Origin of the sequence: Rhizobium sp. CIAT894, assembly GCF_000172795.2 — a bacterium.
Taxonomy (GTDB): Bacteria; Pseudomonadota; Alphaproteobacteria; order Rhizobiales; family Rhizobiaceae; genus Rhizobium.
In genome coordinates, this window is the sequence record NZ_CP020952.1 from 501,357 (window position 1) to 526,739 (window position 25,383).

The 25,383-nt window shown below is 61.6% G+C and carries 23 protein-coding genes; 7 read left to right on the forward strand and 16 right to left on the reverse strand.

Features of this window, described 5'->3' with window-relative positions:
* Nucleotides 1-142: 142 nt before the first annotated feature.
* A complete protein-coding gene (putA, locus tag RHEC894_RS31160) occupies nucleotides 143-3,850 on the reverse strand; it encodes a trifunctional transcriptional regulator/proline dehydrogenase/L-glutamate gamma-semialdehyde dehydrogenase (RefSeq protein ID WP_085740479.1) in 3,708 nt (1,235 codons plus the stop codon).
* Nucleotides 3,851-3,877: 27 nt separating this feature from the next.
* Nucleotides 3,878-4,084 (reverse strand): hypothetical protein, encoded by a 207-nt coding sequence (locus tag RHEC894_RS31165; protein WP_010068186.1) that lies wholly within the window; start codon nucleotides 4,082-4,084, stop codon nucleotides 3,878-3,880.
* Between the two features lie 171 nt (nucleotides 4,085-4,255).
* Here RHEC894_RS31165 and RHEC894_RS31170 point away from each other — a divergent pair, with 171 nt between their 5' ends.
* Entirely contained in the window at nucleotides 4,256-4,750 is a 495-nt protein-coding gene (locus RHEC894_RS31170) for an Lrp/AsnC family transcriptional regulator (RefSeq protein WP_010068185.1), read from the forward strand.
* A gap of 12 nt (nucleotides 4,751-4,762) precedes the next feature.
* Here the strand turns inward: RHEC894_RS31170 and RHEC894_RS31175 are convergent, their stop codons facing one another.
* Nucleotides 4,763-5,143 (reverse strand): helix-turn-helix domain-containing protein, encoded by a 381-nt coding sequence (locus tag RHEC894_RS31175; RefSeq protein ID WP_010068184.1) that lies wholly within the window; start codon nucleotides 5,141-5,143, stop codon nucleotides 4,763-4,765.
* Nucleotides 5,144-5,297: 154 nt separating this feature from the next.
* Between RHEC894_RS31175 and RHEC894_RS31180 the strand changes: the two genes are divergently transcribed.
* The 3 genes from RHEC894_RS31180 (at nucleotide 5,298) to RHEC894_RS31190 (ending at nucleotide 8,396) form a co-directional block, all read left to right on the forward strand.
* Nucleotides 5,298-5,690, forward strand: coding sequence for a DoxX family protein (locus RHEC894_RS31180; protein WP_085740480.1), 393 nt, complete (start codon nucleotides 5,298-5,300; stop codon nucleotides 5,688-5,690).
* A 35-nt stretch (nucleotides 5,691-5,725) separates the two neighbouring features.
* Nucleotides 5,726-6,472, forward strand: coding sequence for an SDR family oxidoreductase (locus tag RHEC894_RS31185; RefSeq protein ID WP_085740481.1), 747 nt, complete (start codon nucleotides 5,726-5,728; stop codon nucleotides 6,470-6,472).
* Between the two features lie 271 nt (nucleotides 6,473-6,743).
* Nucleotides 6,744-8,396: an acyltransferase gene (locus RHEC894_RS31190; RefSeq protein ID WP_085740659.1), complete on the forward strand. Its 1,653-nt coding sequence runs from the start codon at nucleotides 6,744-6,746 to the stop codon at nucleotides 8,394-8,396.
* 15 nt (nucleotides 8,397-8,411) lie between these two features.
* On the opposite strand, the gene RHEC894_RS31195 is transcribed toward RHEC894_RS31190, so the two are convergent.
* Entirely contained in the window at nucleotides 8,412-9,299 is an 888-nt protein-coding gene (locus RHEC894_RS31195; RefSeq protein WP_085740482.1) for a LysR substrate-binding domain-containing protein, read from the reverse strand.
* Between the two features lie 110 nt (nucleotides 9,300-9,409).
* On the opposite strand from RHEC894_RS31195, the gene RHEC894_RS31200 reads away from it, so the two are divergent.
* The 3 genes from RHEC894_RS31200 to RHEC894_RS31210 are packed head-to-tail and all read left to right on the forward strand — an operon-like array spanning nucleotide 9,410 to nucleotide 13,062.
* Nucleotides 9,410-10,663 (forward strand): aromatic ring-hydroxylating dioxygenase subunit alpha, encoded by a 1,254-nt coding sequence (locus RHEC894_RS31200; protein WP_085740483.1) that lies wholly within the window; start codon nucleotides 9,410-9,412, stop codon nucleotides 10,661-10,663.
* Between the two features lie 10 nt (nucleotides 10,664-10,673).
* Nucleotides 10,674-11,741 carry a hybrid-cluster NAD(P)-dependent oxidoreductase gene (locus RHEC894_RS31205; RefSeq protein WP_206427957.1) on the forward strand — a complete coding sequence of 356 codons (1,068 nt, stop codon included), beginning with the start codon at nucleotides 10,674-10,676 and terminating at the stop codon, nucleotides 11,739-11,741.
* A 40-nt stretch (nucleotides 11,742-11,781) separates the two neighbouring features.
* Nucleotides 11,782-13,062 carry a Xaa-Pro peptidase family protein gene (locus RHEC894_RS31210; protein ID WP_085740485.1) on the forward strand — a complete coding sequence of 427 codons (1,281 nt, stop codon included), beginning with the start codon at nucleotides 11,782-11,784 and terminating at the stop codon, nucleotides 13,060-13,062.
* A 155-nt stretch (nucleotides 13,063-13,217) separates the two neighbouring features.
* On the opposite strand, the gene RHEC894_RS31215 is transcribed toward RHEC894_RS31210, so the two are convergent.
* The 12 genes from RHEC894_RS31215 to fghA all read right to left on the reverse strand — a co-directional run bounded on the left by RHEC894_RS31215 (nucleotide 13,218) and on the right by fghA (nucleotide 25,383).
* Entirely contained in the window at nucleotides 13,218-14,231 is a 1,014-nt protein-coding gene (locus tag RHEC894_RS31215; protein WP_085740486.1) for a GlxA family transcriptional regulator, read from the reverse strand.
* A 40-nt stretch (nucleotides 14,232-14,271) separates the two neighbouring features.
* On the reverse strand, nucleotides 14,272-15,270 hold the full coding sequence (locus RHEC894_RS31220; protein ID WP_085740487.1) for a 4-hydroxyproline epimerase: 999 nt from the start codon (nucleotides 15,268-15,270) through the stop codon (nucleotides 14,272-14,274).
* A 15-nt stretch (nucleotides 15,271-15,285) separates the two neighbouring features.
* Nucleotides 15,286-16,137 (reverse strand): ABC transporter permease subunit, encoded by an 852-nt coding sequence (locus RHEC894_RS31225; protein WP_085740488.1) that lies wholly within the window; start codon nucleotides 16,135-16,137, stop codon nucleotides 15,286-15,288.
* On the reverse strand, nucleotides 16,134-16,982 hold the full coding sequence (locus RHEC894_RS31230) for a proline/glycine betaine ABC transporter permease (protein ID WP_085740489.1): 849 nt from the start codon (nucleotides 16,980-16,982) through the stop codon (nucleotides 16,134-16,136). The genes RHEC894_RS31225 and RHEC894_RS31230 overlap by 4 nt, the downstream gene beginning before the upstream one ends.
* A 21-nt stretch (nucleotides 16,983-17,003) precedes the next feature.
* The gene (locus RHEC894_RS31235) at nucleotides 17,004-18,095 is read right to left on the reverse strand and encodes a glycine betaine/L-proline ABC transporter ATP-binding protein (RefSeq protein WP_085740490.1); all 1,092 of its coding nucleotides are present in this window, start codon (nucleotides 18,093-18,095) and stop codon (nucleotides 17,004-17,006) included.
* A gap of 84 nt (nucleotides 18,096-18,179) precedes the next feature.
* Nucleotides 18,180-19,031 (reverse strand): glycine betaine ABC transporter substrate-binding protein, encoded by an 852-nt coding sequence (locus RHEC894_RS31240; protein WP_085740491.1) that lies wholly within the window; start codon nucleotides 19,029-19,031, stop codon nucleotides 18,180-18,182.
* A 76-nt stretch (nucleotides 19,032-19,107) separates the two neighbouring features.
* Complete coding sequence (locus tag RHEC894_RS31245; protein WP_085740492.1) at nucleotides 19,108-20,454, reverse strand: FAD-binding oxidoreductase; 1,347 nt, start codon at nucleotides 20,452-20,454, stop codon at nucleotides 19,108-19,110.
* Nucleotides 20,451-21,968 carry an aldehyde dehydrogenase gene (locus tag RHEC894_RS31250; protein ID WP_085740493.1) on the reverse strand — a complete coding sequence of 506 codons (1,518 nt, stop codon included), beginning with the start codon at nucleotides 21,966-21,968 and terminating at the stop codon, nucleotides 20,451-20,453. Before RHEC894_RS31250 ends, RHEC894_RS31245 begins: the two co-directional genes overlap by 4 nt.
* Nucleotides 21,961-22,872 (reverse strand): dihydrodipicolinate synthase family protein, encoded by a 912-nt coding sequence (locus RHEC894_RS31255; protein ID WP_085740494.1) that lies wholly within the window; start codon nucleotides 22,870-22,872, stop codon nucleotides 21,961-21,963. Before RHEC894_RS31255 ends, RHEC894_RS31250 begins: the two co-directional genes overlap by 8 nt.
* A complete protein-coding gene (locus RHEC894_RS31260; protein ID WP_085740495.1) occupies nucleotides 22,869-23,585 on the reverse strand; it encodes a GntR family transcriptional regulator in 717 nt (238 codons plus the stop codon). Before RHEC894_RS31260 ends, RHEC894_RS31255 begins: the two co-directional genes overlap by 4 nt.
* 333 nt (nucleotides 23,586-23,918) lie before the next feature.
* Entirely contained in the window at nucleotides 23,919-24,491 is a 573-nt protein-coding gene (gfa, locus tag RHEC894_RS31265; RefSeq protein WP_085740496.1) for an S-(hydroxymethyl)glutathione synthase, read from the reverse strand.
* Between the two features lie 55 nt (nucleotides 24,492-24,546).
* Nucleotides 24,547-25,383, reverse strand: coding sequence for an S-formylglutathione hydrolase (fghA, locus tag RHEC894_RS31270; RefSeq protein WP_085740497.1), 837 nt, complete (start codon nucleotides 25,381-25,383; stop codon nucleotides 24,547-24,549).

The window sequence follows — 25,383 nt, forward strand, 5'->3', positions numbered from 1 at the left end:
GGCGTATCCTCGGCCCTGTGCCGAGGAACTGTTGCCTTGCCGACGAGGTGCCGATGCTCAAGAAAGTCCCGAGCATAACGAAAGAGAACGCGGCAGCGCACATCAGCGGCCTGGAGGACGCTGCCTGCCCCTCACTGGCCGCTCAGCCGATGGCCATCAGGCTTGCATTGCCGCCGGCTGCCGCGGTGTTGATCGATGTCGACACCTCCTCCAGCAGCCAGTTCAGGCAATAGGCCTCGGGATCGCTCGCCAACTCCTCGCTCGTCGCGGCCTGGACCAGCAGAAGCGGACCCGGCAGAGCGGCGATCTTTCGATTGACGAGAAGAACCCTGTCACGATCCCCTTCGACGAGTGCGCCCGAGAACGGCCCGTCCTTTTCCCAATCCGACGTCCAGGAAACCCGGCTGGCGACGGCGGCCGGCAGATCCGCCAAGGTCGATTTCGGCAGGGAGCCGGCGTCCACGACGATGTGGTTGCCCGTGGACAACGCTGCGGCAATCTGGCGATGGAGGCCGCTTTCGGTCTCAGGCACCGCAAGAATGCGGCCGCGGGGATGGAGCGCGTAGAGATTGCGCTCGCCGACCGGACCGGTGAGTTCGCGTTCGAGCCCGAGCGCCGAGCGGCTCGCATATCCGCGCGCCGCTTCCCCTTCGGCCGGCAAACCCTTCTTGTCGAGCCAGACGATATAATCGCGAAGGGCGAGGTCCGTATGAATGGAATCCTGCTGCGGCGGCACGGGAGCCCGCTGCACCAGCCGGCCGATATAGAGCGGACCGCCGGCCTTCGGGCCGGTGCCCGACAGGCCGCGGCCGCCGAAAGGCTGCACGCCGACGACAGCGCCGATGATGTTGCGGTTGACGTAGAGATTGCCGGCCTTGATGCGGCTCGTCACATGCGCGATCGTTTCGTCAAGCCGGGTGTGAAGCCCGAATGTCAGGCCGTAGCCCGATGCATTGATGTCGTCGATGAGGCGGTCGAGGCCGTTCCGCTTGAAGCGCACGACATGCAGAACCGGCCCGAAGATCTCCCTCGTCAGGTCCGACAGCGACTTGATCTCGATGATCGTCGGCGGAACGAAGGTCCCCGCCGCGGCACTTTCGGGCAGCGGCAACTGATCGACCTTACGGCCGCGGCCGCGCATCTGCTCGATATGCTGGTCGATCTCGGCCTTTGCGCCATCATTGATGACAGGACCGACATCGATGCTCAGCCGGTCGGTGCGACCGATCGTCAGCTCGCGGAAGGCACCCTTCAGCATGTTGAGGGTCCGGTCGGCCACATCGTCCTGCAGGCAGAGAACGCGCAGCGCCGAGCACCGCTGGCCAGCGCTGTCGAAAGCCGAGGCAATAACGTCGGCCACGACCTGCTCGGCCAAGGCCGAGGAGTCGACGATCATACCGTTCTGGCCGCCGGTTTCGGCAATCAGCGGGATCGGTTTGCCTGATGAAGACAGGCGTTCGGCCAGTTGCGCCTGGATCATGCGGGCAACTTCGGTCGAGCCGGTAAACATGACGCCCGCTGTTTCCTGAGCGCCCACCATACCGGCGCCGAGGCGGCCGCTGCCGGGCACGAACTGCAAGGCACCCACAGGGACGCCCGCCTCATGGAGGATCTTGACGCTCTCCGAAGCGATGATCGGCGTGACGCCGGCGGGTTTGGCAAGCACGGGATTGCCGGCCACCAGAGCGGCAGCAACCTGCCCGGTGAAAATCGCCAGCGGGAAATTCCATGGGCTGATGCAGACGATCGGGCCAAGGGCCGCATGAGACGGCCCAAGCGTCTTGCGCGCCTGTTCGGCGTAATAACGCAGAAAGTCGATCGCCTCACGCACCTCGCCGACGGCATTGGCCGCCGATTTGCCGGCCTCACGCATGATGATGCCCATCAGCGTCTTGATGCGGGCCTGCATAATGTCGGCCGCCCGCTCCAGGCAGGCCGCACGCTCGGCCGGCGGCACCGCCGCCCATTGCGGCGCATGCTCGGCAGCCATCGCGACGATCCGGGCGGCGTCTTCGACCTTCAGCTCGGTGACCGTGCCGACGACATCGCGGTGATCGGCAGGATTGAGGACGTCACGGGTCACCCCGTCCGTCGAGCCATCGGCCAGGATCGGCAGCGCATGCCATGGGCTTGCGGCCGAGGCGGCGAGCACCTGCGCCAGATCGGAAAGGGTCGCTTCGTTCGACAGGTCGAGACCGTCGGAATTGGCACGGGCACTGCCGTAAAGCGCCTTCGGCGAGGCGATCTGCGCGTGGGGAGCGCCGACGACAGGCATGGCGGCGACCGTCTCGGCGGGATCGGCGATCAGCGCCTCGACCGAGACGGTCGGATCGGAGATGCGGTGCACGAAGGAGGAATTGGCGCCGTTTTCCAGAAGACGACGGACGAGATAAGCAAGCAGCGTCTCATGCGTTCCCACAGGCGCATAGATCCGGCACGGGCGATCGAGCTTTTCCTTGCCGACGACTTCATCATAGAGAGGTTCGCCCATGCCATGCAGGCACTGGAATTCGTATTTGCCGACGGCGAAATCGGGACCGGCGAGGTGATAGATCGTCGCCAGCGTCTGCGCATTGTGGCTGGCAAACTGCGGAAAGACGGCATCGGGTGCGTTGAGAAGCTTGCGCGCGCAGGCGATATAGGCAACGTCGGTGTAGATCTTGCGGGTATAGACCGGATAGTCGTCGAGACCATCGAGCTGAGCGCGCTTGATCTCCGCGTCCCAATAGGCGCCCTTGACCAGACGCACCATGACGCGGCGTCCAGAGCGCCGTGCGAGATCGATGACATAGTCGAGCACGAAGGGGCAACGCTTGCCATAGGCCTGCACGACGAAGCCCAGGCCGTTCCAGCCTGCAAGATCCGGGGCAAAGCAAAGCTCTTCGAGCAGATCCAGCGAAAGCTCCAGCCTGTCGGCCTCCTCGGCATCGATGTTGAGGCCGATATCGTAGGACTTGGCGAGAACGGCCAGCGCCTTTACCTTCGGCAGCAGTTCGCCCATCACCCGGCCGGCCTGGGCCCTCGCGTAACGGGGATGCAGAGCCGAAAGCTTGATCGAAATGCCGGGGCCATCATAGATGCCGCGCCCATCCGACGCCTTGCCGATCGCGTGGATCGCCTTTTCATAATCCTTGAAATAACGTTCGGCGTCGGCGGCCGTCGTCGCCGCCTCGCCCAGCATGTCGTAGGAATAGCGAAAGCCGCGCGCTTCGAGCGGTCGGGCGCGCTTCAGCGCCTCCTCGATCGTTTCGCCGGTGACGAACTGCTCGCCCATCATGCGCATCGCCATATCGACGCCGCGACGGATGACCGGCTCGCCGGCGCGCGCGATCAGCCGCGTCAGCGCCGCCGACAGGCTGCGGTCGTTGACCGTCGAGGTGAGCTTGCCGGTGACGACGAGACCCCAGGTGGCGGCGTTGACGAACATGGATTTGCCGCCGCCGATATGTGAGGTCCAGTTGCCTTCGGCGATCTTGTCGCGGATCAGCGCGTCGCGGGTGTCGGTATCGGGAATGCGCAGCAGCGCTTCGGCAAGGCACATCAGCGCGACGCCTTCCTGGCTGGAAAGCGAATACTCCTGCACCAGCCCTTCGACGCCGGTGCCTTTATGCTTGGCGCGCAGTGCCTCGATCAGCGTGCGGGCGGTGCTGCGGATGTCATAGCGCTTCGCCTCCGAAACACGCGCGGCGGCGACAAGCGGCGGCAGGCATTCGGTTTCCGGACGGCGATAGGCTGATGTGATTGCCTGGCGAAGCTCGGATTGCGGCCGGATCGGCGGCGCGAAGGCGGCGAATGGCGCGCCCTTGGCGGGATCATTGGAAGAGTCGGCGTCGATCGCTGCGTTCAACATGGGAGTCCCTGTTCAATCAAAATCTGTTTAGCGGATAAATGGAACACCTGGCTCGTCATCCCAGAGTGCATCATCCAGAAAAGCGGGACCGGAATATTCCGTCTCGCGAAGCGGGCGCGCATTCGGCTTGTTGCGCTTGACGGTGAATGCGGCCGCAACCGCTCTTATCGCCACCGGCCTGTAGTGAACGAGCAAGTCGGGTTTCCGATCGTCATCCGCTTGTTTCTGGTGCATCCGTGATCCCCTTTTGGTGCGGCGGCGCTGCCGATCCCGGCAATACGCCAGGCGCTCGCACCTTCCTCCCATTGCCGACGCACAATCTACCACAGCCGCAAATCGTGATCTCACTTGATTTTAGCGGTTTTCAAGCTGTATGAACTTATAAAGTGATCAACGAGAGTTCAAATGGCTGGCGAAACCGACGTCTTTAGTGAATTGGACCAGTTCGACAGAAAGATCCTCGCGGCGCTCGCCGAGGACGGCAGACTGTCGATCACCGATCTTGCCGCGCGCGTCGGGCTTTCGAAGACGCCCTGCCAGCTCCGCTTCAAGCGACTGATCAACGACGGCTATATCGAAGGCTTCAAGGCCGTCCTCAATCCTGCGAAAATGCAGCTCGACCACATCGCCTTCGTCGAGGTGAAACTCTCTGATACCCGCGAGGCAGCGTTGAAAAGCTTCAACGAGGCCATCAAGAAGATCAGGGAAGTCGAAGAATGCCATATGATCGCCGGCAGATTCGACTATCTCCTGAAGATCCGCACCCGCGACATCGGCCGCTACCGCCGCGTTCTCGGCGAACGCATCTCGACTCTGCCGCACGTTGCCAACACCTCGACCAACGTCGCGATGGAGACGATCAAGGAAGGCTGGGACAAGTTCGGCTCGAGCCTTTCGTGATTGTGAAGCAGTTCAGCGATCTCTCGCTTTCCGCCCACGAGCGCCCGGCTTCACCGGCACGCTTTTGCCGTACTCGTTCCACCATGCGGTCAAAGCTTCCATCGTCGGGCCGAGGCCCCGCGCTTTTTGCGTGATCTCATATTCGACGCGCGGAGGAACCTCCGCGAAGATGGTGCGGGACACCAAACCGTCCGCTTCGAGTTCGCGAAGTTGCGCCGTCAGCATGTGTTGGGTGATGCCGGGAATAGCCTTTCTCAATTCGCCGAACCGATAGACCCGCTGATTGAGCAGCCACATGATTTCCAGCTTCCATTTGCCGGAGAGCAACGCGAAGGCTCGCCGCATCTCTTCATGCATATTGACTTCGTCTTCTGCCATGGTCTGCCTTGCCATACTAACAGCAAGTAAATCATCCTACTTGCAAATATAAATGTTAGACGACATTTCTCTGCACGCACAAGAGGGCGCAGGAAAAGCGTTCCTCAAAACAAACCGACAGACTCGACGAGAGGGATGTTGCTGCGTGGGCAGCGACAGGGATGAACTCATGCCTGAATATTACGTCTACTGGATCAGCACGGCACTTCTGTCCGCGCTCTACCTCGCCTCAGCCACCATCTATGTCATCAAGCGAGACTGGGTTCGCCAGGTTCTGGCGGAACTCGGATACAAGGCTTCCTACCTCATTCCATTCATGATCGTCATCAAGGTTCTCGGCCCGGTCGCGATCCTTTCACGCATCAGCATGCCGCTCAGCGATCTCGCCTATGCCGGCATCTTCTTCCACCTGCTGCTGTCGGGCCTCGCACATATCGGCGTTCGAAAACCCGCCGGCGCCCTGCCCGCGGCGATCGGCCTGGCGCTGCTCGTCACCTCGTTCCTGACGCAGAACGAAGCCCGCATCGTCCCTTCCCCCTACGTTCAGACCACAGCGCGCTAACATCCGATAGCCCCAACCCAATCAAGGAGATAAAAATGGGTCGATTCAATGGAAAAGTTGCCATCATCACGGGCGCAAGCCGTGGCATTGGCCGCGCCACTGCAAAGCTCTTTGCCGCCGAAGGTGCGAAGGTCGCAATTCTCTCGCGCACATCAGAAGGCGTCGAACGTGTCGTCGCTGATATCGTCGAAGCGGGCGGCACAGCACTCGGCGTCGTCTGCGATGTCGGGGAGACCGACCGGATCACGGCCGCGGTGGACCAGGTGGTAGCCGCATATGGCCGCATTGACATTCTCGTGAACAATGCTTTCGATGGTTCCGCGGTCTCGTCTTCGGTCATCGACCTCTCGGTCGAGCTGTTGCAACGAAACTTCGATACCGGGCCGATCGCCTATCTGCGGTTCATGCAGGCTTGCTATCCTCACCTGAGAGAAAGCGGAGAAGGCCGGATCATCAACTTCGGCTCGATGGCCGCCACCAGCGGGCTTGCTGGTTATTGCCCGTACAATATGGCCAAGGAGGCGGTGCGCGCGTTGACCCGCACGGCGGCACGCGAATGGGGCGCAGACAAGATCACCGTGAACAACATCCTGCCGATCGCCGACACCTGGGGTGCTGCCGAAAAGGAGGTTCCTCCGCCAGCGAATGCGCTCGCTCGTTTCGGCTCGCCGGAAGAGGACATTGCGCCGGTGGTGCTGTTCCTTGCCAGCAAGGATTCGCAGTTCATCACCGGCTACAGTCTTACCCCTGACGGCGGCGCTATCATCGACAGCGCCCGGTAATCGCCGATGAGCTTGGGGCGCAATAGGTTGCGCCCCTTTGTCCAATCGAGCGGCCCGGCGTGCTTTTGGGACTACCTACGACGGCCGCTGTTCGTCAGGGGAGAATTCCCGGTGCGCATCGAACGAGTCTGCCAGCCCCCATGCCAGAAGCGTTCGCCGACTGCTTGATCCGGTCTTGCTTTCGCACGAATGACACCATCTGATGCATTGCGGGGCAGGATCGCTGAAGCCGAGCGGATGTTCGGCGGTCGAAATCGACAATGAGGATCAGATGGACCAAGCCAACAACCGGCAAGCATCGGCGAGCGAAGATCGGGAATCGCGCAGGCTGCAATATCTTCCCTGGGAACGCATCGCGTCTGACCTCGATCATCCCGCTCACCTCGCCCGCAAGGCAGCGCTTCGGCACTCATGCGGCGCTGAATTGGCCGGGACGTCCTATATCGCTGGAGATGCCGCGATCTTCACCGAAAGCCTGGCGATGGGCGAGCGGTCGTGGATTGCCGGGCAGGCGCTCGTGCGGGGCGATGTGACCCTCGGCGACGACTGCAGCATCAATCCTTTTGCCTGTGTGTCCGGCAAGGTGACGTGCGGCAATGGGGTGCGGATTGCCTCGCACGCATCGATCGTCGGGTTCAATCACGGCTTCGACGATCCGGATCGTCCCATCCATCGCCAGGGCGTCATCAGCCTCGGCATCGTGATCGGCGACGATGTCTGGATCGGCGCCAATTGCGTGATCCTCGATGGCGTCACGATTGGAAATGGCGCGGTGATCGCCGCCGGGGCCGTGGTCACGCAGGACATTCCTGCGCTAGCGATTGCCGGGGGCGTACCGGCAAAGGTGCTGCGGAGCCGAGGCATGATGGCCAGGAAATCGGGCACTGCAGATATCGAGGATCAGTTGGTCAGGCTCGGTCAGAAAGCGAAAGAGCAATGGCCGGATATTCTCGCACGCTGGAAAACACCTGAGGCCTATGAATCGCTGGAGGCGGACGGCGTCAGGAGACCGGCGATCCGGCATCTCTGCGATGCCATCGAGATCGCGGCTGGCTTCGGCCAACTGCCGCCCGGGCTCGATGCGCCGCAGACCATCGAGCGTCTCCAAGGTCTCCAGGACCGAGAGACAGGCCTTTTCCCGGAAGAGCATTCGCACCTGCATGGCCGAGCGTTGAGGGAGGATCCGAAAGCGCTCTACAATGTCCTTTCGGTCGGCTATGCGCTCGAACTGCTCGGCTCCGGGCCGCAGCACCCCATCCAAGCGGTGCAGTGCGATGCTGAAGAGCTGGAGCGCTGGTTAAGCGCCCTGCCTTGGTCGAGCCGGGCATGGCATGCCGGCAGCGTGATCGATGCCATCGGAACCGCCATGTACTTCAATGCCAAGTCTTTCGGCATCAGGGATCCACGCCAGCAGCTCTTCGAGTGGCTGAGCCGCCATGCCGACAGCGTCTCGGGCCTATGGGGCGAGCCGACGGCGCTGGAAGGATGGCTACAACCGGTGAACGGCTTTTACCGCCTGACGCGCGGCACCTACGCGCAGTTCGGCATGCCGATCCCGCACCCGCATGCCGCGCTCGAAACGGTTCATCTCAATTACCGCAACCACAAGGGCTTCGCGGCTCAGAAATACACCGCGTGCAACCTGCTCGATACGATTCATCCGCTGCTGCTGATTGCTCGCCAGACCGATTACCGGCGGAGCGATGGCGAGACGATCGCCCGCAATCTCATCTCAAGGGCGCTGGACAGATGGCGGGACGGCGAGGGATTTCCTTTCGCCGACGGCGGTGAACCCAGCCTGCAGGGCACGGAAATGTGGCTTTCCGTCATCCACCTCGCGGCCGATTTCCTCGGCCTGGCAGAACGCTTCGCCTTCATCCCCAAAGGCGTGCACCGGACGGCAACCCCCGGGTTGGGTCTGTAACTTTGGCGTTTTCGATCAACCGTGCAGCGATGCCGTCAGCCAGGCGGCGGCGAGGTCGCGGGCGTTGCTTCGCTTGGCTTTGACCGGCACGATCACGTTGTAACGCCCCTCCGCGGCAAGCTCGCTTTCCTCAGCGCGCACCAGCGTCCCGTCCTCGAGAAAGGTGCCGACCAGCATGCGCCATCCGAGCGCAATCCCCTGCCCGGCGCGCGCCGCGGCGATGCTCTCGGTATAATGGTTGAACCGCAGCGACGGTTTGACCTCGATACTGGAGCCGGTCAGGGCAACCCATTGCGACCAGTTGTACCAGGAACGGTCGACAACATCCGTTTCGATGAATTCGTCCGACGAGCCGAGCGGACCATCTCCCCGACGCCTGAGGTAATCCGGAGAGCAGACGGGGGAGATGACGTCGCCGCGCGAGGCGATGACCGTCCCATCGCTGAAGGGAGGCAGACCGTAGCGGATCGCCACATCGACCTCTCCGCCGTCGAGAGCGATCGGACTGTCCTGGGATATCACCCGCACCAGAATGCCGGGATTGGCCCGGCGGAATTCGGCGAGCCGCGGCAGCAGCCAGAAGGAAGAGAATGCGACGGTTGCCCCGATCGTCACCACGTCCTGGCTGCGCGACTGGATCGCCTCCACGCTCTCGGCGATATCGGCGAAACTCTTTGCCAGCGTCGCGCCGAGGCTGATGCATGCCGCCGTCGGCTCGATCGCCCGGTGCTTGCGCACAAACAGCGCCTGGCCGAGTTCCTCCTCCAGCAACGCAATCTGCCTGCTGACCGCCGCCTGGGTGACGCCGAGTTCAGTCGCTGCCAAGGTGAAGCTTTTCATGCGCAGCACCGCCTCCAGCGTCACCAGTGCGGTCAGCGATGGAAGCCGCTTTCGAAATTGCATCTTGGATGCCCTTTCACATGAGAAAATATTATGCGAACGTGATTTTTTATGCCGTTGAAAGCCCCGATCTGCAAGCGCAATCTAGGGAAACTCTCACATAAGAGGTTCTCATGCTAAACAGGCTTCCATCTTCCATTTCAGCCCTTCTCGAAGCCCGTGCCGATGGCCACTCGCTGCCGGCCGGCCTCTATATAAGAGAAGACGTGTTCGAAGCAGACATCGACGTCTTCTTCCACAATCACTGGATCTGTGTCGGCCTCGACTGTGACGTTGCCGAACCCGGCGACGCCACGGTGATCGACATCGGCAAGACGAGCCTGATCCTGCTGCGTGATGACGACGGCGAAATCCGCGTGCTGCACAATGTCTGCCGCCATCGCGGCTCCCGCCTTCTCAATCCGGGCAAGACGATCGTTTCGAAGCTCGTCTGTCCCTACCACACCTGGACCTATGAGCTGACGGGCGAACTCAGCTATGCCCCCCATATGGGCAAGGATTTCGACAAGGACTGCCGCGGCCTGAAACCGGTCACCTTCAAATCGATCGGCGGCCTGATCTACGTCTGCCTCTCCGACAATCCGCCCGAGGACATTGCCGGCCTCGAACAGGCGATGGTCGAGCGTCTGGCTCCCTATGACATCCGCAATGCCAAGATCGCTCACCAGACCGACGTCATCGAAGACGGCAACTGGAAGCTGACGATGGAAAACAATCGCGAATGCTACCATTGCTCCGCCAACCACCCGGAACTCTGCGTCTCCTTCGTCGATCTCGACTTCGGCTTCGATCCCGAAACGCTGAGCCCGGAAGACCGCGAGCAGGCAGAGGAGCATTTCCGGCTGTACGAGGAGCGCACGCAGGCGTGGGAGGCAGACGGTTTCCCCTCGGCTGCCATCGAGCAGCTCACCGACTGCGCCACGAACTTCCGCACACAGCGGCTGATCATATCGGGCGCCGGCGAGTCCCAGACTCACGACGCCACCGCCGCATCCTCCAAGCTCCTCGGGCAGATGACCCGCAAGGATCTCGGCGACACGCATCTCTGGGGTCATAACAGCTGGAACCACTTCATGGGCGACCATGCGGTCGTGGCAACCGTCATCCCGCTCTCGGCCGGCAAGACGCTGGTCAGGACCAAGTGGCTGGTGCACAAGGACGCCGTCGAAGGGGTCGATTACGACCTCGACAAGCTGACGGATGTCTGGGTCGCAACGACGGACCAGGACGCCGACCTCGTCGCCCGTTCCCATGCCGGCGCTCTCGATCCCGCCTATCAGCCGGGCCCCTATTCCCGCTTCTCCGAGACGAACCTCGACAAGTTCGCCACTTGGTACATCGACCGGATGCGCGCTCATGGGTATTGATCTCACATCCATGCGTCTAGGTCAGAGCGCGCAGCAGGTCTGGGATCGGGAGACCGACGAGACCCTCGTCTGTCTCGATGTCCATCAGGAGACGCATGACGTGAAAAGCTTCACCTTCGCGTCGCCCGAAGGCAAGCATTTCCACTTCGATGCCGGCCAGTACTTTCTGTTCGACTTCCCCACGGGTTCGGATGGCGAGGCGCGATGCTACAGCATCTCGTCGTCGCCCCATCGAACGAACGCCTTTACGGTGACGGTCAAGCGTGTGCCGGGCGGCAGGATATCGAACTGGCTCCACGACCACATGGCGCCAGGTATGACCGTCAAGGGTCAGGGACCGCTTGGTCATTTCATCCGACCCAAGGGCGAGAAGATCAAGCTTCTGCTGCTCTCCGGAGGTTCGGGCATCACGCCCGTCATGTCGATCACACGTGATCTGGCAGACAGCTACGAAGCGTCGGACATTGTCTTCCTGCACGCGGCGAGAACGCCCGCCGATCTGATCTTTCGCCATGACCTTTCGGGGCTCGCAGCGAGGATGAAGCGACTGCGCCTCCAGTTTCTTCCCGAGACGGTCGCCGGCGAGTTATCTTGGCCGGGGCTGACCGGCCGGATCTCGCCGGAATTCCTCAAGCTTGCCGTTCCCGACATCGCTGGACGCGTCGTCATGTGCTGCGGTCCCGCGCCGTTCATGGCGGCGGCGCGTTCGATCACGGCGGCTCTCGGCGTCCCGGCAGAAAACTATATCGAAGAGAGCTTCGACGCCGCGGTCATCGACGAGCCAGGCCTCGACGTCGAAGCACAGCCGGCGACGAGGGCTTTCCAGGTCGAATTCTCGAAACAGAACAAGACATTGGCAGTCCCGTCAGACCAGACCGTGCTTTCAGCGGCAAAGAAAGGCAGCGTCCGCCTGCCTTCCTCTTGTGCGAACGGGGTCTGCGGGACCTGCAAGTCGAAGCTTGTCTCCGGTTCGGTGGAGATGAACCACAATGGCGGCATCCGGCAGAGGGAAATCGACGCCGGCTTTTTCCTGCCCTGCTGCTCGAAGCCGCTCAGCGATCTCGTCATCGAACGCTGAGCAACGCTGCACTACCCACCGACAACAGGGGATCACTCAAATGTTGCGAGACGAAAACGATTCCGTCGAGCTGAGCGGCTCGACGGTCTTCAAGGACGAGCGGAAGCAGGCTTATCTCAATCCCGATGGGGCCGACCGGCCTCTCATCAGCCCTGTGCCGGCCGAAACGCTCGACCGGGCGCGCCGCTATCGGCTGGAGCGGCTGCGCATGAAGATGCGCGAGTGGGATTGCGGCGCCCTGCTGCTCTACGATCCCGTCAACATCCGCTATGCCTTCGACTCGTCGAATATGAGCATCTGGACGATGCACAATCCCTCGCGCTACGCATTGATCCTGGCCGACGGCCCGGCCATCATTTTCGAATTCGAAGGCGCAGAACATGTCAATGACGGGCTCCCCGGTATCGACGAGGTCCGGCCGGCGAAGTCCTGGATCTTCTTCACCGCCGGCAACCTCATAGAACCCCGCCTGAAAGCCTGGGTGGACGAGATCGCCGACCTGGTGACGGAAAATGGCGGCAACAGGCGTATCGCCGTCGACAGGCTCGAACCATCAGGCGCGTTCGAACTCACGGAACGCGGATTTACCCTCCTCGACGGCCAGGAACTGGCCGAGCGGGCGCGGTCGATCAAGAGCGCCGAGGAAATCGAGCTGATGCGCTGGACGATCCGCGTCTGCGAAGCAGGCATGGCGCGGATATACGAGGTTTCCGAGCCGGGCCGCACCGAGCGGGAGCTCTGGGCCGAGCTGCACTTCGAAAACGCGCGCAGCGGCGGCGAGTGGCTCGAAACCAAGCTGTTGACCGCCGGTCCGCGAACCAATCCCTGGTATCAGGAATGTTCGGATTATGTCGTCAAGCATGGAGAGATGATCTCCTTCGACACCGATATGATCGGCCCCTACGGCTATTGCGCCGACCTCTCGCGCTCATGGACGTGCGGCCATGTCGCGATGAACGCCAAGCAGAAGGAGCTTTACGCGGCGGCCAGGAACCAGATCGAACACAATCTGTCGGTCATCAAGCCCGGCATGACGTTCCGCGAGTTCAACGCGCTGTCGTGGCGGATTCCGGAAAAATACCAGCCTTATCGCTACACGCTGGCCCTGCACGGAACGGGCATGGCGGATGAGTGGCCGGGAGTGCTGCTGCATCCGGATTTCGATCCCGATTTCACCGGCATCATCGAGGAAGGCATGGTGCTCAACGTGGAAAGCCTGATCGCCGAAGCCGGATCGGAAAGCATCAAGCTGGAAACCCAGGCCCTGATCACGGCAAAGGGCGCGGAGCGGCTGGACACGTTTCCGTGGGAAGAGATCTGAACTCTTCGCGCGATAGCTGTCCCTGCCTTAGAGCATGTCGCGCAAAAGTGTGCCGCGGTTTTGCCAGGCAAGCGCGAAGCGCTTTTGCCGCAACGACATGCGTAAAAACAAAAACCTAAAGCACCAGGAGCGAATCTGAAAGATCGCGACGCGCTTTAGTGCGCTCTCGAAGCCGCCGCGCGATGCTGCGACGGCGTCTGCCCGAAGGTGCGCTTGAAGGTTCTCGTGAACTGCGAGGCGTTTTCAAAGCCGACATCGAGCGCGATCTCGATCAGCGGCGCCTTCGACTGCACAAGGATCGATTTCGCCCGCTCCATGCGAACACGATTATAGGCCTTGGCCGGAGACATTCCCGTCTTTTCGATAAATATCCTCTCCAACTGCCGCCTGGAAAGACCCACCATGGCGGCAAGCTTCTCGATCGGCATGCTGCCGTCGACGAACTGTTCCATCGTGATCATCGCCGCCTTGACGCGGGCGTCGCCATAATCGTCGTACAGCGGGCGTCGAGGCTGGATATCCGCCGGAGTTCGGGCCTTCTCGATCTGAAGCACTTCAAGCGCGTTCCGTTCGGCATCGCGGCTGATATATTTCCTGACCAGCAGCGCCGCCATGTCGGCCGAGCTGCTGCCGCCCGCGCAGGATCCGCGCTGACGATCGAGATTGAAAAGCCGATCGGAACGGACACTGAGATCGGGAAACCGTTCGCGAAACTCCTTGTAATGCAGCCAGCTGACGCAGGAATCATGCCGTTTCATCAGGCCTGCCTCGGCAAGAATGAAGGAACCTGTGCAGACGCCGATCAGCGGCACCTTCTTGGCGTCCGCCTGCTTGAGAAAGGCGATGGTCTGCTGATCGACGGGCTCCGCCACCGTCAGCAGTCCGCCGACGACGGCGATATAGTCGAACTTCAACGGATCGAGGAAATCCGACGTTGGAGCAACCTGAACGCCGCAGCTCGAGGTGATGAGGTGCCGCGTGCTGCCGATCACCTGCCAGTCGGCAAGCACCCTTCCGGAGCGATCCTGTTGATCGCTCGCAAGCCGCAGCGTATCCACGAAGAGCGCGAAGGCCGATAGCGTAAACGATCGCGACAGCACGAATCCCACTTTGAGCCTGGCACCGGATTTCGCGACGCCGTCTCCCTGTCGATGCTGCTCCGGTCGCATAGTCATCTCCTCGCCGTCTCTCAAACCTCGGAAAACGCGCTCATCGAATTTGAAAACCGTGTGCCAGCGGATCACGGTCGTCAACGAAAATGGTGTTGTGGCCGATGACCCGCGCCCAGCCGCCGATGCTTGGAAGGATCCCGCGATAGGATCCAATCCTTGCCTCGGCCTCGACCCGGCCCTCGAAAATGGTCCCGATCAGGCTTTCATGACGGTATCTCGACCCGACGGCGAGCCGCCCCTTGCCATGGAGCTGGGCCATGCGCGCAGAGGTGCCGGTGCCGCCCGGCGACCGGTCGATGGCCTTGTCTCCGTAGAAAACCGCGCAGCGTCCGTCAGAGACGTCGTTCACGGGGCGGTCGCACCAGATCGCATGATGCACGCCTGATATTCTGGCGTCGTCGGGATGAACGGGATTGCAGACATCGGCAAGCGCCGATCTCAGCTTCTGGCTGCAGCCGACGATGTCGGAGGCGCTCATACCGTCGAGTCCACTCCAGTTCTCTTGCGGTTCGACGACCGCGTAATAATTGCCGCCATAGGAGATATCGACACGCAGACGGCCCATTCCGGGCACATCGACCTCGACATCGGCCTCATGGAGATAGCTCGCCACATTGTGGAGACGAACGGAATCGACATAACCGCCCTTCTCCTCATAGGTGACGTCGACCCTGCCGGCCGGCGTTTCGATCGCGACCCTTCCGGCTTCACGCGGCTTGACCAGTCCCTCTTCGATCGCGGCAGTCACGGTGCCGATCGTGCCGGCGCCGCACATCGGCAGGCAGCCGCTGACCTCGATGAAAAGAACGGCGAAATCGCAGTCTTCCCGGTAGGGAGGGTAGATGATTGAGCCCGACATGATGTCATGCCCCCTCGGCTCGAACATCAGCGCCTTGCGGACCCAGTCGTGGTCGCGGACGAAGATTTCCCGACGTTCGCCCATTGGCGCGTGCGGAAGCAGCGGGCCGCCGCCGGCAACGAGACGGACAGGGTTGCCGCAGGTATGGGCATCGATGCAGAAGAAGCTGTTTCTCATTCCGTCATATCCTTCTCATCTCGCCTTCGGCAGCCTGCCGCGGTCGAGCAGACCGCGGGACAACCGGTCGAGCAGAAGGGCGACCGCGACGATCGCCAGGCCGGCCCTCAGGCCAAGCCCCATCTCCATGCGGGTCAGGCCACGCGTCACCTCGGCGCCCAGCCCGCCTGCACCGACGAGGCCGGCCAGCACCACCATGGCCAGCGACAGAAGAATGCACTGGTTGAGCCCGACCAGCAGCGTCTGCTTGGCCAGGGGGATTTCGATCTTCCAGAGGATCGAGCGCGGCGGCGCGCCGATGGCGCTGCCGAGTTCGATGAAGACCTTCGGCACCTGGTTGAAAGCCAGCGTCGTCAAACGCAGCATCGGCGGAATGCCATAGACGATGGTGGCGATGATCGCCGGCACGCGCCCAAGGCTGAAAATCATCACCGCGGGAATGAGATAGACCCATGGCGGCACGGTCTGCATCACGTCGAGGATCGGCCGAACCACCGCCTCCAGCGTCTTGTGGCGAGAGCACAGGACGCCGATCGGAAAGGCGATGAGCACCGAGATCATGACGGCGACGCTGACCAGCGCAAGGGTCTGCATCGATGCCGTCCACAGCCCGACAAGCAAGCAGAAGCCGAGGCAAAGACCGGCAAGGATTGCGGCGCGCAGGCTGACGGCAAAGAATGCCAGCACGACGACGATCGCGATCAGCGCATAGGGCGGCACGAAGAGCAGCGCCGCCTCGATTGCCGAAAGCACCGTTTCCACCAGATAGCTGATGGCCGCAAACAGCGGGTGAAGATTGGTATTGAGCCAATCGACCGATGGCGCCAGAAAGGCGCCGGGCGAAAACTGCAAGGTCGAAAGATTCATGCTTTCCTCCCTGTTCCCAAGCGAGCGGCACTCTGGGTTATCCGGTCAATCACCATGGTCAATACCACGATGGCGATCGCTCCATTGATTGAGGTGGCGATGTCGAGTGTCCTGATCGCGCCGTAGATGGTCTCTCCGAGCCCGCCGGAACCGACGATGCCGGCGATGACGACCATGCCGAAGGCCATCATCAGGCTCTGGTTGATGCCCGCCATGATGCTCGGCAGCGCAAAGGGAAGACGGATCTTGAAGAACATTTTTGCCGGCGTCATCCCGAGCGCCTCCCCGAGTTCGATGAATTCCTTGGGAGTCATGCGGATGCCGAGCGAGGTTAGGCGGATCGCCGGTGGCACGGCGACGATCACGGTCGCAATCAGCGCCGTCGCCGGCCCATAACCGAGCAGGGCGATCGCCGGCAGCAGATAGATATAGGGCGGCATCGTCTGGATCAGATCGAGGCCCGGCTCCATGAAACGATCGAGAGCAGTGAAAAAGCCGGCGGCGATACCGATCGGGATGCCGATCGCCAAGGCGATCACGGTCGCGGTCAGGACAAGAGCGAGCGTGCTCATCGTCTCCGGCCAGAGCCCCATCGAAAAACAAAGCGCCAGCGCGACGCCGCTCACGAGGCCGAACCAGAGATTGACCGCCCGCCAGCCGATGAGCGCCACGACCAGGGCGATCACGTAGAAGGGCGGAAGCTGCAGGAGCCAGAGGATGCCGTCATAAAGCCCTTCGAGAACCTGTCTGATATAGTCGAAGAGGAACTCCCCGTTGTCGCTCACCCATTCGAGCGCTGCGTCCGTCCATTCGTCGAAAACATCGGTGAAGGCTGAACTATCCATGTCAATCACCTCCAGTTGGGGTCACGCCGCCGTGAGATCGTGGGCGGAGGTCCCCTTGACACCCATCAGCAGGCTGCGCGGCGTGACCACGCCGACGACCTGATCATTGTCGACGACGGCGATGGCGTCGCGCTCCGACTGCATCGTCAAAGAGATGAGCTCGTCGATATCGGCGTCCGGCGTCGTGCGCGCCAGCGAGGCAATGTCGAAGGTCGGCGCCCCTTGCTGGAATTCGGCGACACTGCGCATGACGGAATGCGCCTTGATCAGATGCAGGCGGGAGATGCCCGCGACGAATTCGGCGACGTAGGCGTCCGCCGGGTTGAGGATGATTTCCTCGGCCGTGCCGGTCTGGATGATGACGCCGTCCTTCATGATCGCAATGCGGTCGCCGATGCGGATCGCCTCGTCGAGATCATGGGTGATGAAGACGGCGGACTTGCCGAGAGCTTTGGTCAGTTGGCGGAATTCATCCTGAAGCTGGCGCCGAATCAGCGGGTCGAGCGCGCTGAACGGCTCGTCCATCAGGATGATCTCGGGATCGGAGGCGAGCGCCCGGGCAAGCCCGACGCGTTGCTGCATGCCGCCGGAAAGCTCACTGGGATAACGGCTCAGCCAGTCGGCAAGGCCGACCTTCTCGAGCGCGGCGGCAGCGGTCTTGTTCCGCTCCGCCTTCGCAATGCCCTGGACCTCGAGGCCGAAGGCCGCATTTTCGAGGACGGTGCGATGCGGCAGGAGAGCGACGCTCTGAAACACCATGCCGATATTCTTGGCGCGCATCTGCCTGAGATCGACCGGCGACAGGCTGGCGAGATCGCGTCCCTTGACCAGGACCTTGCCGGAGTTCGGCGTGATCAGCTTGTTGAGAAGGCGGATGAGCGTCGATTTTCCGCTTCCCGACAGTCCCATGATACAGAAGATTTCGCCGCGCCGGACTTCGATGCTCGCGTCGGAGACGCCGACGACGCAGTTGAATTGCTTGAGGACCTCTGTCTTGCCGAGGCCTCGCTCCTTGATCGATTTCATCGCGGCGGCGGATTTGCCTCCGAAGACCTTCCAGAGGGATTGGCAGTCGATCAGGACATCCGTGGCATCGATATTGGCGGTTTTCATAGCGATCCCCTTTGAGCCAATGGCGCTGGCTTCTTCATTCGGTTTGAAGGTGGCCGCCCGACGGATCGGGCGGCCACGATGCGATTACTTCTTCTTGATGTTTTCCCAGCGCTTGATCAGGTCGGCATGGCTGCCGATCCAATCCTGCACAGCCTGGTCCATGGTCTTGCCGTCCTTGACTTCGCCGTTGATGGTCGTGATGTCGGCAATCGGCACGTAGACGCTGGCCATGACTTCGCGGGCATGCGGATATTCTTCGGAGAAGCCCTTATGGCCGATCCAGTAGTAGCTCTGCGGCGGCGGGAAGACGCCCTTCGGATCCTTGAGGTACTTGACCTCGTACTTCTGGACCATCCACGACGGCTCCCAGATCGTGACCGCGATCCATTCCTGGCGATCGTAGGCAGACTTCAGCGCCGCCGTCATCGCGGCGGTGCTGCCTTCGACGAGCTGGAGTTTCAGGCCGTAATCCTTGACCGCATTCGCAGTATCGCGCATCAGGCCGGCGCCCGGTTCAATGCCGATGATCTTGCCGCCGAACTTATCGGCGTTTTCATTGAGCTGTTCGAGCGAGTCGATCGGAACGTATTTCGGAACGGCGACGCCCTGATAGAGGCCGTGCGAAACCGGAGAGATCTTCTCGAGACGGTTCTTGTTCTTGTCCCAATAATCCTGGGCCACGTAGTCGGTCTGCGAGGTCAGAGCCTGGATATCGCCCTTGGCAAGAGCGGCATAGGCGATGCCCCATTCGGAGAACTCGGTCACCTTCACGGTGTAGCCTGCGTCTTCGAGAACCTTCTTGGTGATGCCGGTGATGGGCGTCAGGTCTTCCCACGCCATCGTGCCCAGATTGATGGTCTTTTCTTCCGCGCGGGCAGGCAGGATACTCATCCCGATCACCGCAGCGGCGCAAAGCGCCTTCCACAAAGTCTTCATTGTTCTTACTCCTGGTTTTCGTTCCCATTCTCATTGAAGTCTGCGGGCGGCAGTCTTCACATTGCGCGGCGACGGATCATCCCTCGCGACCTGCACGCAACTCCTGCAAACGGATCACCGCATTGATGCCCAGCCATGCGAACGGCTCGGGGGGGATCTTCGACGGTCCGGCGTGATCCATATATTCTTCGAGATGCCGGGAGGTGGTCCCGGTAGCCAGTTCGGCCGCCATCATACCGGCAAGCGTGCTCTTGACGGTTCCCAGTCCGTTCTCGCAGCACGCGGAGTAAAGTCCTTCTTCGACTTCGCCGAAGGCGGGCACATGGTTCAGGCTGAGGCATATGCGCCCGGCCCAGCTATGCTCGAACGGGATGCCCTTGAGGCCGGGGAAACGTGCATCCAGCGAGCGCCGATGTTCCTCGGCCATTGCCCGTAGCCGACGCTCGGTCAACGCTATGGTCGTGTCATAGGTCCATCGCGTTCTGAGCACGATGCGCGACTGACCGCCTGATGTGATCTTGCGAACGGTCGCCCCCATGGCGTCCGCCGGAAGCAGCGCCCATCTGTCGCGGCCACTGGCCTTGCGTCCGAGGTCTTCCGCCGCGAAGGGAGCAGTCATCGAGGCATAGCCATAGAAGTGCATCAGACGGCGGCGGTAGTACCCGAAGTCGTTGATATGACCGTTGACGCCCACGATCACCTTGGATGCGGTTACCGTGCCCTGCGGAGAAGCCGCCGTCCAGGTTCCGTTTTCGCGCTTCAGTGAAGTAACCGGCGAGTGTTCGAAAATGTCGACCTTGCCCGAGAGCCCGGCAGCAATCGCGCGGATATAATCGGCAGGCTGGATCAGAACGGCACCCGGCGTAAAGACGCCGCCGAAGTAATAATCCGATCCCGTGATCTCGCGCATCTCCGCCGCATCGAGGAAACTATGCTTCTCGCCGGCGCCCTTCAGTGACTCGCCGAAGCTCCGGTTCAGCTTCATGCCCCGTTCCGTGGCCGCCGCATTGATCTTCCCCGCGGGATCGAATGTCTCCCGCGACATGCAGTATTCCTCCGCGGCTTGTGCGGCAAAAGCGATCGCGGAGCGGTTTTGCGCCATCTCCAAGCGGGTCGCATCCACCTCTCCGCTCGAATATTCGCCGCCCGCCAGATTATGCGGGACGTCGATCATGAAGCCGGAGTTCCGGCCGGACGTGCCTTTGCCGACCTCGCTCGCATCGAGGACGACAATCTTGTCGTCCGGTCGAAGCTGGAGGAGACGGCGGGCCGTAGAGAGGCCCGCAAAGCCGGCGCCGACAATCAGCCAGTCTGCAGTAACGTTGCCTTCCAGGCTTCGGACCGGGAACGAACGCTTGCTGATCGCCTCCCAGCCCGAGATGCCATTCTCAACCGGCAGACGTTTGACCGGTCTCGTGATCATCGGATCGTCTCGTCGATCGACCGCTCCGAGATATCGATCCAGATGGTCTTGAGCTCGCAGTAATTGTCGTGGGCGAAGACCGACTTGTCGCGGCCGCCGAAACCGGACTCCTTGTAGCCGCCGAACGGGGTCGAGGCATCGCCCTCGCCGAAGCAGTTGACGGTGACGAGGCCGGCGCGGATGTCGCGGGACAGCCGGATCGCATTGCGCAGACTGCCGGTATAGATCGACGCGGTCAGGCCGTAATTGGTGTCGTTGGCAAGTGCGGTGGCCTCGGCCAGGTTTTCGAAGGTCGTGACAGAAAGGATCGGTCCGAAAATTTCCTCCTGGAACAGCCGGCTCTTCGGCGTGACGCCGTCGACCACCGTCGGCTCGATGAAGGCCCCTTCAAAAGTTTCGCCGCCATGGGCGAGCGAGAGTTTTTCGGTCTTCACGTCATCGAGGAAGGATTTCACCTTCTCGAAATGGCTCTTGCTGACCAGTGCACCGATGCGGTTTTCCGGGTTCAACGGGTCACCCGTCTTCCATTCGCGCATATAGGCGCCGATACGCTGCAGCAGTTCGTCCTTGATGCTGGCATGGACGATCAGGCGCGACGTGGCCGAGCAGTTCTCGCCCATGTTCCAGAAGGCGCCGTTGACCACCTGCTCGGCGACGAGATCGAGGTCTTCGGCATCCGCCAACACCACCGCCGGGTTCTTGCCGCCGCATTCGAGCACGACCTTCTTGAGGTTCGAGTCCGCGGCGTAACGCAGGAAGCGGCGGCCGGTCGGCGTCGATCCGGTGAAGGCCACCATATCGACGTCCATGTGCAGGCCGATCGGTTCGCCGACCTCCCGGCCGGAGCCGGTAACAACGTTGAACACACCGGCCGGAATACCGGCTTCATGGGCAAGCTCGGCGACGCGCAGCGTCGTGAGCGTCGTTTCCTGCGCCGGCTTGACGATGACCGAGCAGCCGGCGGCGAGCGCCGGGCCGATCTTCCAGGCCAGCATCAGCAGCGGGAAGTTCCACGGCAAAACGCAGCCAACGACGCCGATCGGCTCGCGCACCACCATGGCCAACGCATTGGCGCCGACATTGTTGGTGTTGTCGTAGATTTTGTCGATAAGCTCGGCATGCCAGCGGATCGTATGAATGGTATCGGGAACGTCGACCGTCTGGCATTCGCGCACCGGCTTGCCGCTGTCGAGGCTTTCCAGGACAGCGAGTTCGTGCCTGTTCTGCTCCATCAGCTTGGCGAGCTTCAGCAGCACTTCCTTGCGCTCGCCCGGCGAGCGCAGCCGCCAGCGTCCGTCATCGAACGCATCCTTCGCCTTCTGCACCGCAAAGTCGACGTCGCTGGAATCGCAGGCTGCGATTTCGGCAAGGACCTCGCCTGTCGCAGGGTTCGTGGTGGTGAAAGTCTTGCCGGAATTTGCCGGACGAAATGCGCCGTCGATGAAGGCGTTCGTCGGAAACTGAAGTTCGGCGGCGATCGCCTTATATTCGGCGGCGGTCAAGGGTTCATGCATGATTGGCTCCCGACGTGATCTGGGCGACCGTGCGCTTCAATGTGGCGACGACGGTCTGAAGGGTTCGCTTTTCTTCGGAGTTGAGCGGGCGCAGCGGGGCACGGACCGATCCGACATTCAGCCCGATCAATTCGCAGCCGTGCTTGATCGACTGGACGAACTTGCCGCATTCGAGGAAATCCATGAGCGGCAGCATCGCGCTCATGATCGCCCGGCCCTTGTCGAAATTCTTCTCGATGACGCAGGCCTCGTAGAGGGCGACATGCTCGCGCGGCAGGAAGTTGGAGCCGGCGCAGACCCAGCTCTTTGCACCCCAGGCGAAGAATTCGAGCGCCTGGTCGTCCCAGCCGCAGGACAGAGAAATGTGCGGGAATTTCCGGGCAAGCAGATGAAGATTGCCCATATCGCCGGAGCTTTCCTTGATGGCGACGACGTTCTTCGACTTGCCGACGCGCGCGAAATACTCCTCGCCCATCACCACGCCCATGCGGGCGGGATAGTTGTAGAGCATGATCGGCAGGTTGGCGGCGCGATCGACCGTCAGCGCATGGACCGCATTTTCGCGTTCGGTCGGCAATGCGTATGGCGGCGACGACACCAGGATCGCATCCGCGCCGATTTCCTTCGCAGCCTTGGCATATTCGACCGAATCTTCGGTCCGCGTGGCGCCGGTACCGATGATGAGCGGCAACCGCGTCCCAATGACGTCCTTCGCATAGGCTGCAAGTTCGTACCGTTCCTGGCTGCTCTGGGCGTAGTATTCGCCCGTCGAGCCGCCGACGATGATGCCGTGGACGCCCGCTTCGATCAGCGACTCGAGCACGGCGGCAAATCCGGCCCGGTCGATCTGTCCGTTCTTATCGAGCGGCGTTACCGCCGGCGTATAGATCCCCTCAAATTTCACGATGACTTCTCCAATATTTGCGTGGCTGGACCGCCCACGAAGGCGTCAGCCTTGAGGCCTTGCGGAGCGATGAACATCTCCATGTTCTCGCGAGACAATTCCCAGTGTTCGAAAACGAGGTCGACGACGGCATCCTCGTCGTGAGCGCCGAGCGCTGCGATGAAGCCGTCATGGTGGTCGACCGCCACCTGCAGCCGCCGCTTCATGTCCTCATTCCTCGGCCGGAAAAACGTGTGACCGATGCGCGCGTGGTCGATGAGCAGTCGGCCAAGGCTCGGCTGCATGTAGACGTTGCCCGACATCTCGCCGAAGATCTCGTGAAAGCGATTGTTTTCGAGGACCATCGCCAAGGCATCCATATTCTGGCTGGCGGCGCGGAACCGTTCCTGCGTCTGCTTCAGGTCCGACAGCTGGGCGGGCTTGAAGTTCTGCACCGCGAGACGGCCGATTGCAGCATAGATCATCGGCGCAACGAGAAAGAAATTCCGAAGCGTAGAGTGGTTCATCGGAATGACCCGCGCACCCCTGTTCTCACGGATATCGATGTAACCCTCACCGGCGAGGCGACGAAAAATGTCGCGCACCGGCGTTCGGGAAAGCCCATACCTCTCGCTCAGACTGGCCTCGTCCAGATCGGCGTCCGGGTCCAGTTCCATCGTCAGAATCTGGCGCTTCAGGTCTTCGTAGAGATTGCTCTTCGGTGTCTTCGCCATCGTCGATCTCCCGCCATTCGTTGCTCTACGCCCTGAAGATGGCACTCTTTTCCGGAGGAGTCAAATAATTGTGTACTTTGCGTACACAATTATTATTCCGTCGATACACAATCTCTCAGAGCGCTGCTGATGCGGGAATGCCGGATAACAATGGAGGAACGCTCCGCAGCGGCAGCTATCGCGGAGTTGCGGTTATGAGGACAGGTGAGAGTTCTCTGCAGCCAGGGTCGGAGCCTGAAGCGCCGGCAAACCGGCGGCACGCGGCCATCAGGATTATTTCGATCGGATGGCGGCGATGGTCGGGGAGCGCCGTGACCGGCGCTCCCCGGGATTTTACGAGGCGAGGACGCCGCTCTTCTTGGCGGTCCAGGTGGCGATATAGTCCATCAGGCCAGGTGACAGGCAGTCATAGGGCTCCAGGCCCGACGCCTTCAGCTGCCCCCTGACGGCGTCCATCTTTGACGGATCGAAGCCGCTTTCGATGATCGATGATACGAAGGCCGCAAAGGTCGGCTTTGCCCAGCCGCCCTCCTGAAAACGCTCAGGATGAACGAACGACAGCCCCTGAAAGGGATGTTCACGCTCGACGGGCCCGTACATATGCACGCCGCACTGCTTGCAGGCATGCCGCTGGATCAGGGCCGCGGGATCGACGACGGCGAGCTTGTCGCCGTTCTCGAGCACTTCGACGTTTTCCGTCGGCGCTACCGCCACGACCGAGAAGACTGCTCCCTCGGGCTTCCAGCATTTGGTGCAGCCGCAGGCGTGGTTGTGGGCGATGTCGCCCTTGATTTTCACCTTGACCGGATTGCTCGTGCATTTGCACACGAGCGTCCCGCCCGCGAAAGCAGCGTCAGTCGCTCGAAAGCCTGAATCCACTGCTGGATGAATGGCGATGCTACTCATTGCTTCTCTCCTTCCCTCCCTGGCCGTTTGCGATATGCCCGGCCGAGCTCTGCAATTACTTTCCCAGCCTCTGCGCATGCCAGCGCAGATGGTCCTCCATGAATGTCGAAATGAAGAAGTAGGAATGGCCGTAGCCTTCCTGCATGCGCAGCGACAATCCGATGCCCGCCGCCTCGCAGGCCTGCCGAAGCTCGTCGGGACGCAAGCCATCCTCCAGGAAGCTGTCCGCCGTTCCCTGATCGACAAACAGTTCGGGGAACCGATGCCCGTCCTCGATCAGCGAGCAGGCGTCATAGGCCCGCCAGGTCGCCTCGTCGGCGCCTAGATATTTCCGCAAGGCCGGCTTCGACCAGCCGGAGACCGAGGGATGGCTGATCGGCGCGAAGGCTGAGCAGCTCCGGAAGAGGTCCGGATTCTTGAGCGCGATGGTGATCGCACCATGGCCGCCCATCGAGTGACCGAAGATCCCCTGGCGGTCCATGTCGGCGGGGAAATGTTCGGCGATGAGCCGCGGCAACTCGTCGACGATGTAGCTGTACATGCGATAATTCGCCGAATAGGGCGGCTCTGTAGCGTCGACGTAGAAGCCGGCGCCCTTGCCGAACTGCCAGTTGTCGGGCTCGTCGGCAACATGGTCGCCGCGAGGGCTGGTATCCGGGCAGACGATGATCAGTCCGAGTTCGGCGGCAAGCCGCCGATACTCGCCCTTGTCCATGACATTGGCATGCGTGCAGGTCAGGCCGGACAGATACCATAGAACCGGCAGCTTGCCCTTAGCGGCCTGCGGCGGCACGAAGACCGCAAAGGTCATATCGCAATCGCAGGCCTCGGAGCGGTTGACGTAAACCCCTTGGGTGCCGCCGTAGGACTTATCGGTCGAGATCGTCTTCAT

What these genes read in the sequence shown, in the direction of transcription:
- RHEC894_RS31210 (WP_085740485.1), top strand. Translation starts at nt 11,782, where the DNA reads ATGTTGCGAGACGAAAACGATTCCGTCGAGCTGAGCGGCTCGACGGTC.
- RHEC894_RS31180 (WP_085740480.1), top strand. Translation starts at nt 5,298, where the DNA reads ATGCCTGAATATTACGTCTACTGGATCAGCACGGCACTTCTGTCCGCG.
- putA (WP_085740479.1), bottom strand. Translation starts at nt 3,850, where the DNA reads ATGTTGAACGCAGCGATCGACGCCGACTCTTCCAATGATCCCGCCAAG.
- RHEC894_RS31235 (WP_085740490.1), bottom strand. Translation starts at nt 18,095, where the DNA reads ATGAAAACCGCCAATATCGATGCCACGGATGTCCTGATCGACTGCCAA.
- RHEC894_RS31225 (WP_085740488.1), bottom strand. Translation starts at nt 16,137, where the DNA reads ATGAATCTTTCGACCTTGCAGTTTTCGCCCGGCGCCTTTCTGGCGCCA.
- gfa (WP_085740496.1), bottom strand. Translation starts at nt 24,491, where the DNA reads ATGAGTAGCATCGCCATTCATCCAGCAGTGGATTCAGGCTTTCGAGCG.
- RHEC894_RS31215 (WP_085740486.1), bottom strand. Translation starts at nt 14,231, where the DNA reads ATGCGACCGGAGCAGCATCGACAGGGAGACGGCGTCGCGAAATCCGGT.
- RHEC894_RS31170 (WP_010068185.1), top strand. Translation starts at nt 4,256, where the DNA reads ATGGCTGGCGAAACCGACGTCTTTAGTGAATTGGACCAGTTCGACAGA.
- RHEC894_RS31260 (WP_085740495.1), bottom strand. Translation starts at nt 23,585, where the DNA reads ATGGCGAAGACACCGAAGAGCAATCTCTACGAAGACCTGAAGCGCCAG.
- RHEC894_RS31250 (WP_085740493.1), bottom strand. Translation starts at nt 21,968, where the DNA reads ATGCATGAACCCTTGACCGCCGCCGAATATAAGGCGATCGCCGCCGAA.
- fghA (WP_085740497.1), bottom strand. Translation starts at nt 25,383, where the DNA reads ATGAAGACGATCTCGACCGATAAGTCCTACGGCGGCACCCAAGGGGTT.
- RHEC894_RS31190 (WP_085740659.1), top strand. Translation starts at nt 6,744, where the DNA reads ATGGACCAAGCCAACAACCGGCAAGCATCGGCGAGCGAAGATCGGGAA.
- RHEC894_RS31205 (WP_206427957.1), top strand. Translation starts at nt 10,674, where the DNA reads ATGCGTCTAGGTCAGAGCGCGCAGCAGGTCTGGGATCGGGAGACCGAC.
- RHEC894_RS31230 (WP_085740489.1), bottom strand. Translation starts at nt 16,982, where the DNA reads ATGGATAGTTCAGCCTTCACCGATGTTTTCGACGAATGGACGGACGCA.
- RHEC894_RS31200 (WP_085740483.1), top strand. Translation starts at nt 9,410, where the DNA reads ATGCTAAACAGGCTTCCATCTTCCATTTCAGCCCTTCTCGAAGCCCGT.
- RHEC894_RS31175 (WP_010068184.1), bottom strand. Translation starts at nt 5,143, where the DNA reads ATGGCAAGGCAGACCATGGCAGAAGACGAAGTCAATATGCATGAAGAG.
- RHEC894_RS31165 (WP_010068186.1), bottom strand. Translation starts at nt 4,084, where the DNA reads ATGCACCAGAAACAAGCGGATGACGATCGGAAACCCGACTTGCTCGTT.
- RHEC894_RS31245 (WP_085740492.1), bottom strand. Translation starts at nt 20,454, where the DNA reads ATGATCACGAGACCGGTCAAACGTCTGCCGGTTGAGAATGGCATCTCG.
- RHEC894_RS31185 (WP_085740481.1), top strand. Translation starts at nt 5,726, where the DNA reads ATGGGTCGATTCAATGGAAAAGTTGCCATCATCACGGGCGCAAGCCGT.
- RHEC894_RS31195 (WP_085740482.1), bottom strand. Translation starts at nt 9,299, where the DNA reads ATGCAATTTCGAAAGCGGCTTCCATCGCTGACCGCACTGGTGACGCTG.
- RHEC894_RS31240 (WP_085740491.1), bottom strand. Translation starts at nt 19,031, where the DNA reads ATGAAGACTTTGTGGAAGGCGCTTTGCGCCGCTGCGGTGATCGGGATG.
- RHEC894_RS31220 (WP_085740487.1), bottom strand. Translation starts at nt 15,270, where the DNA reads ATGAGAAACAGCTTCTTCTGCATCGATGCCCATACCTGCGGCAACCCT.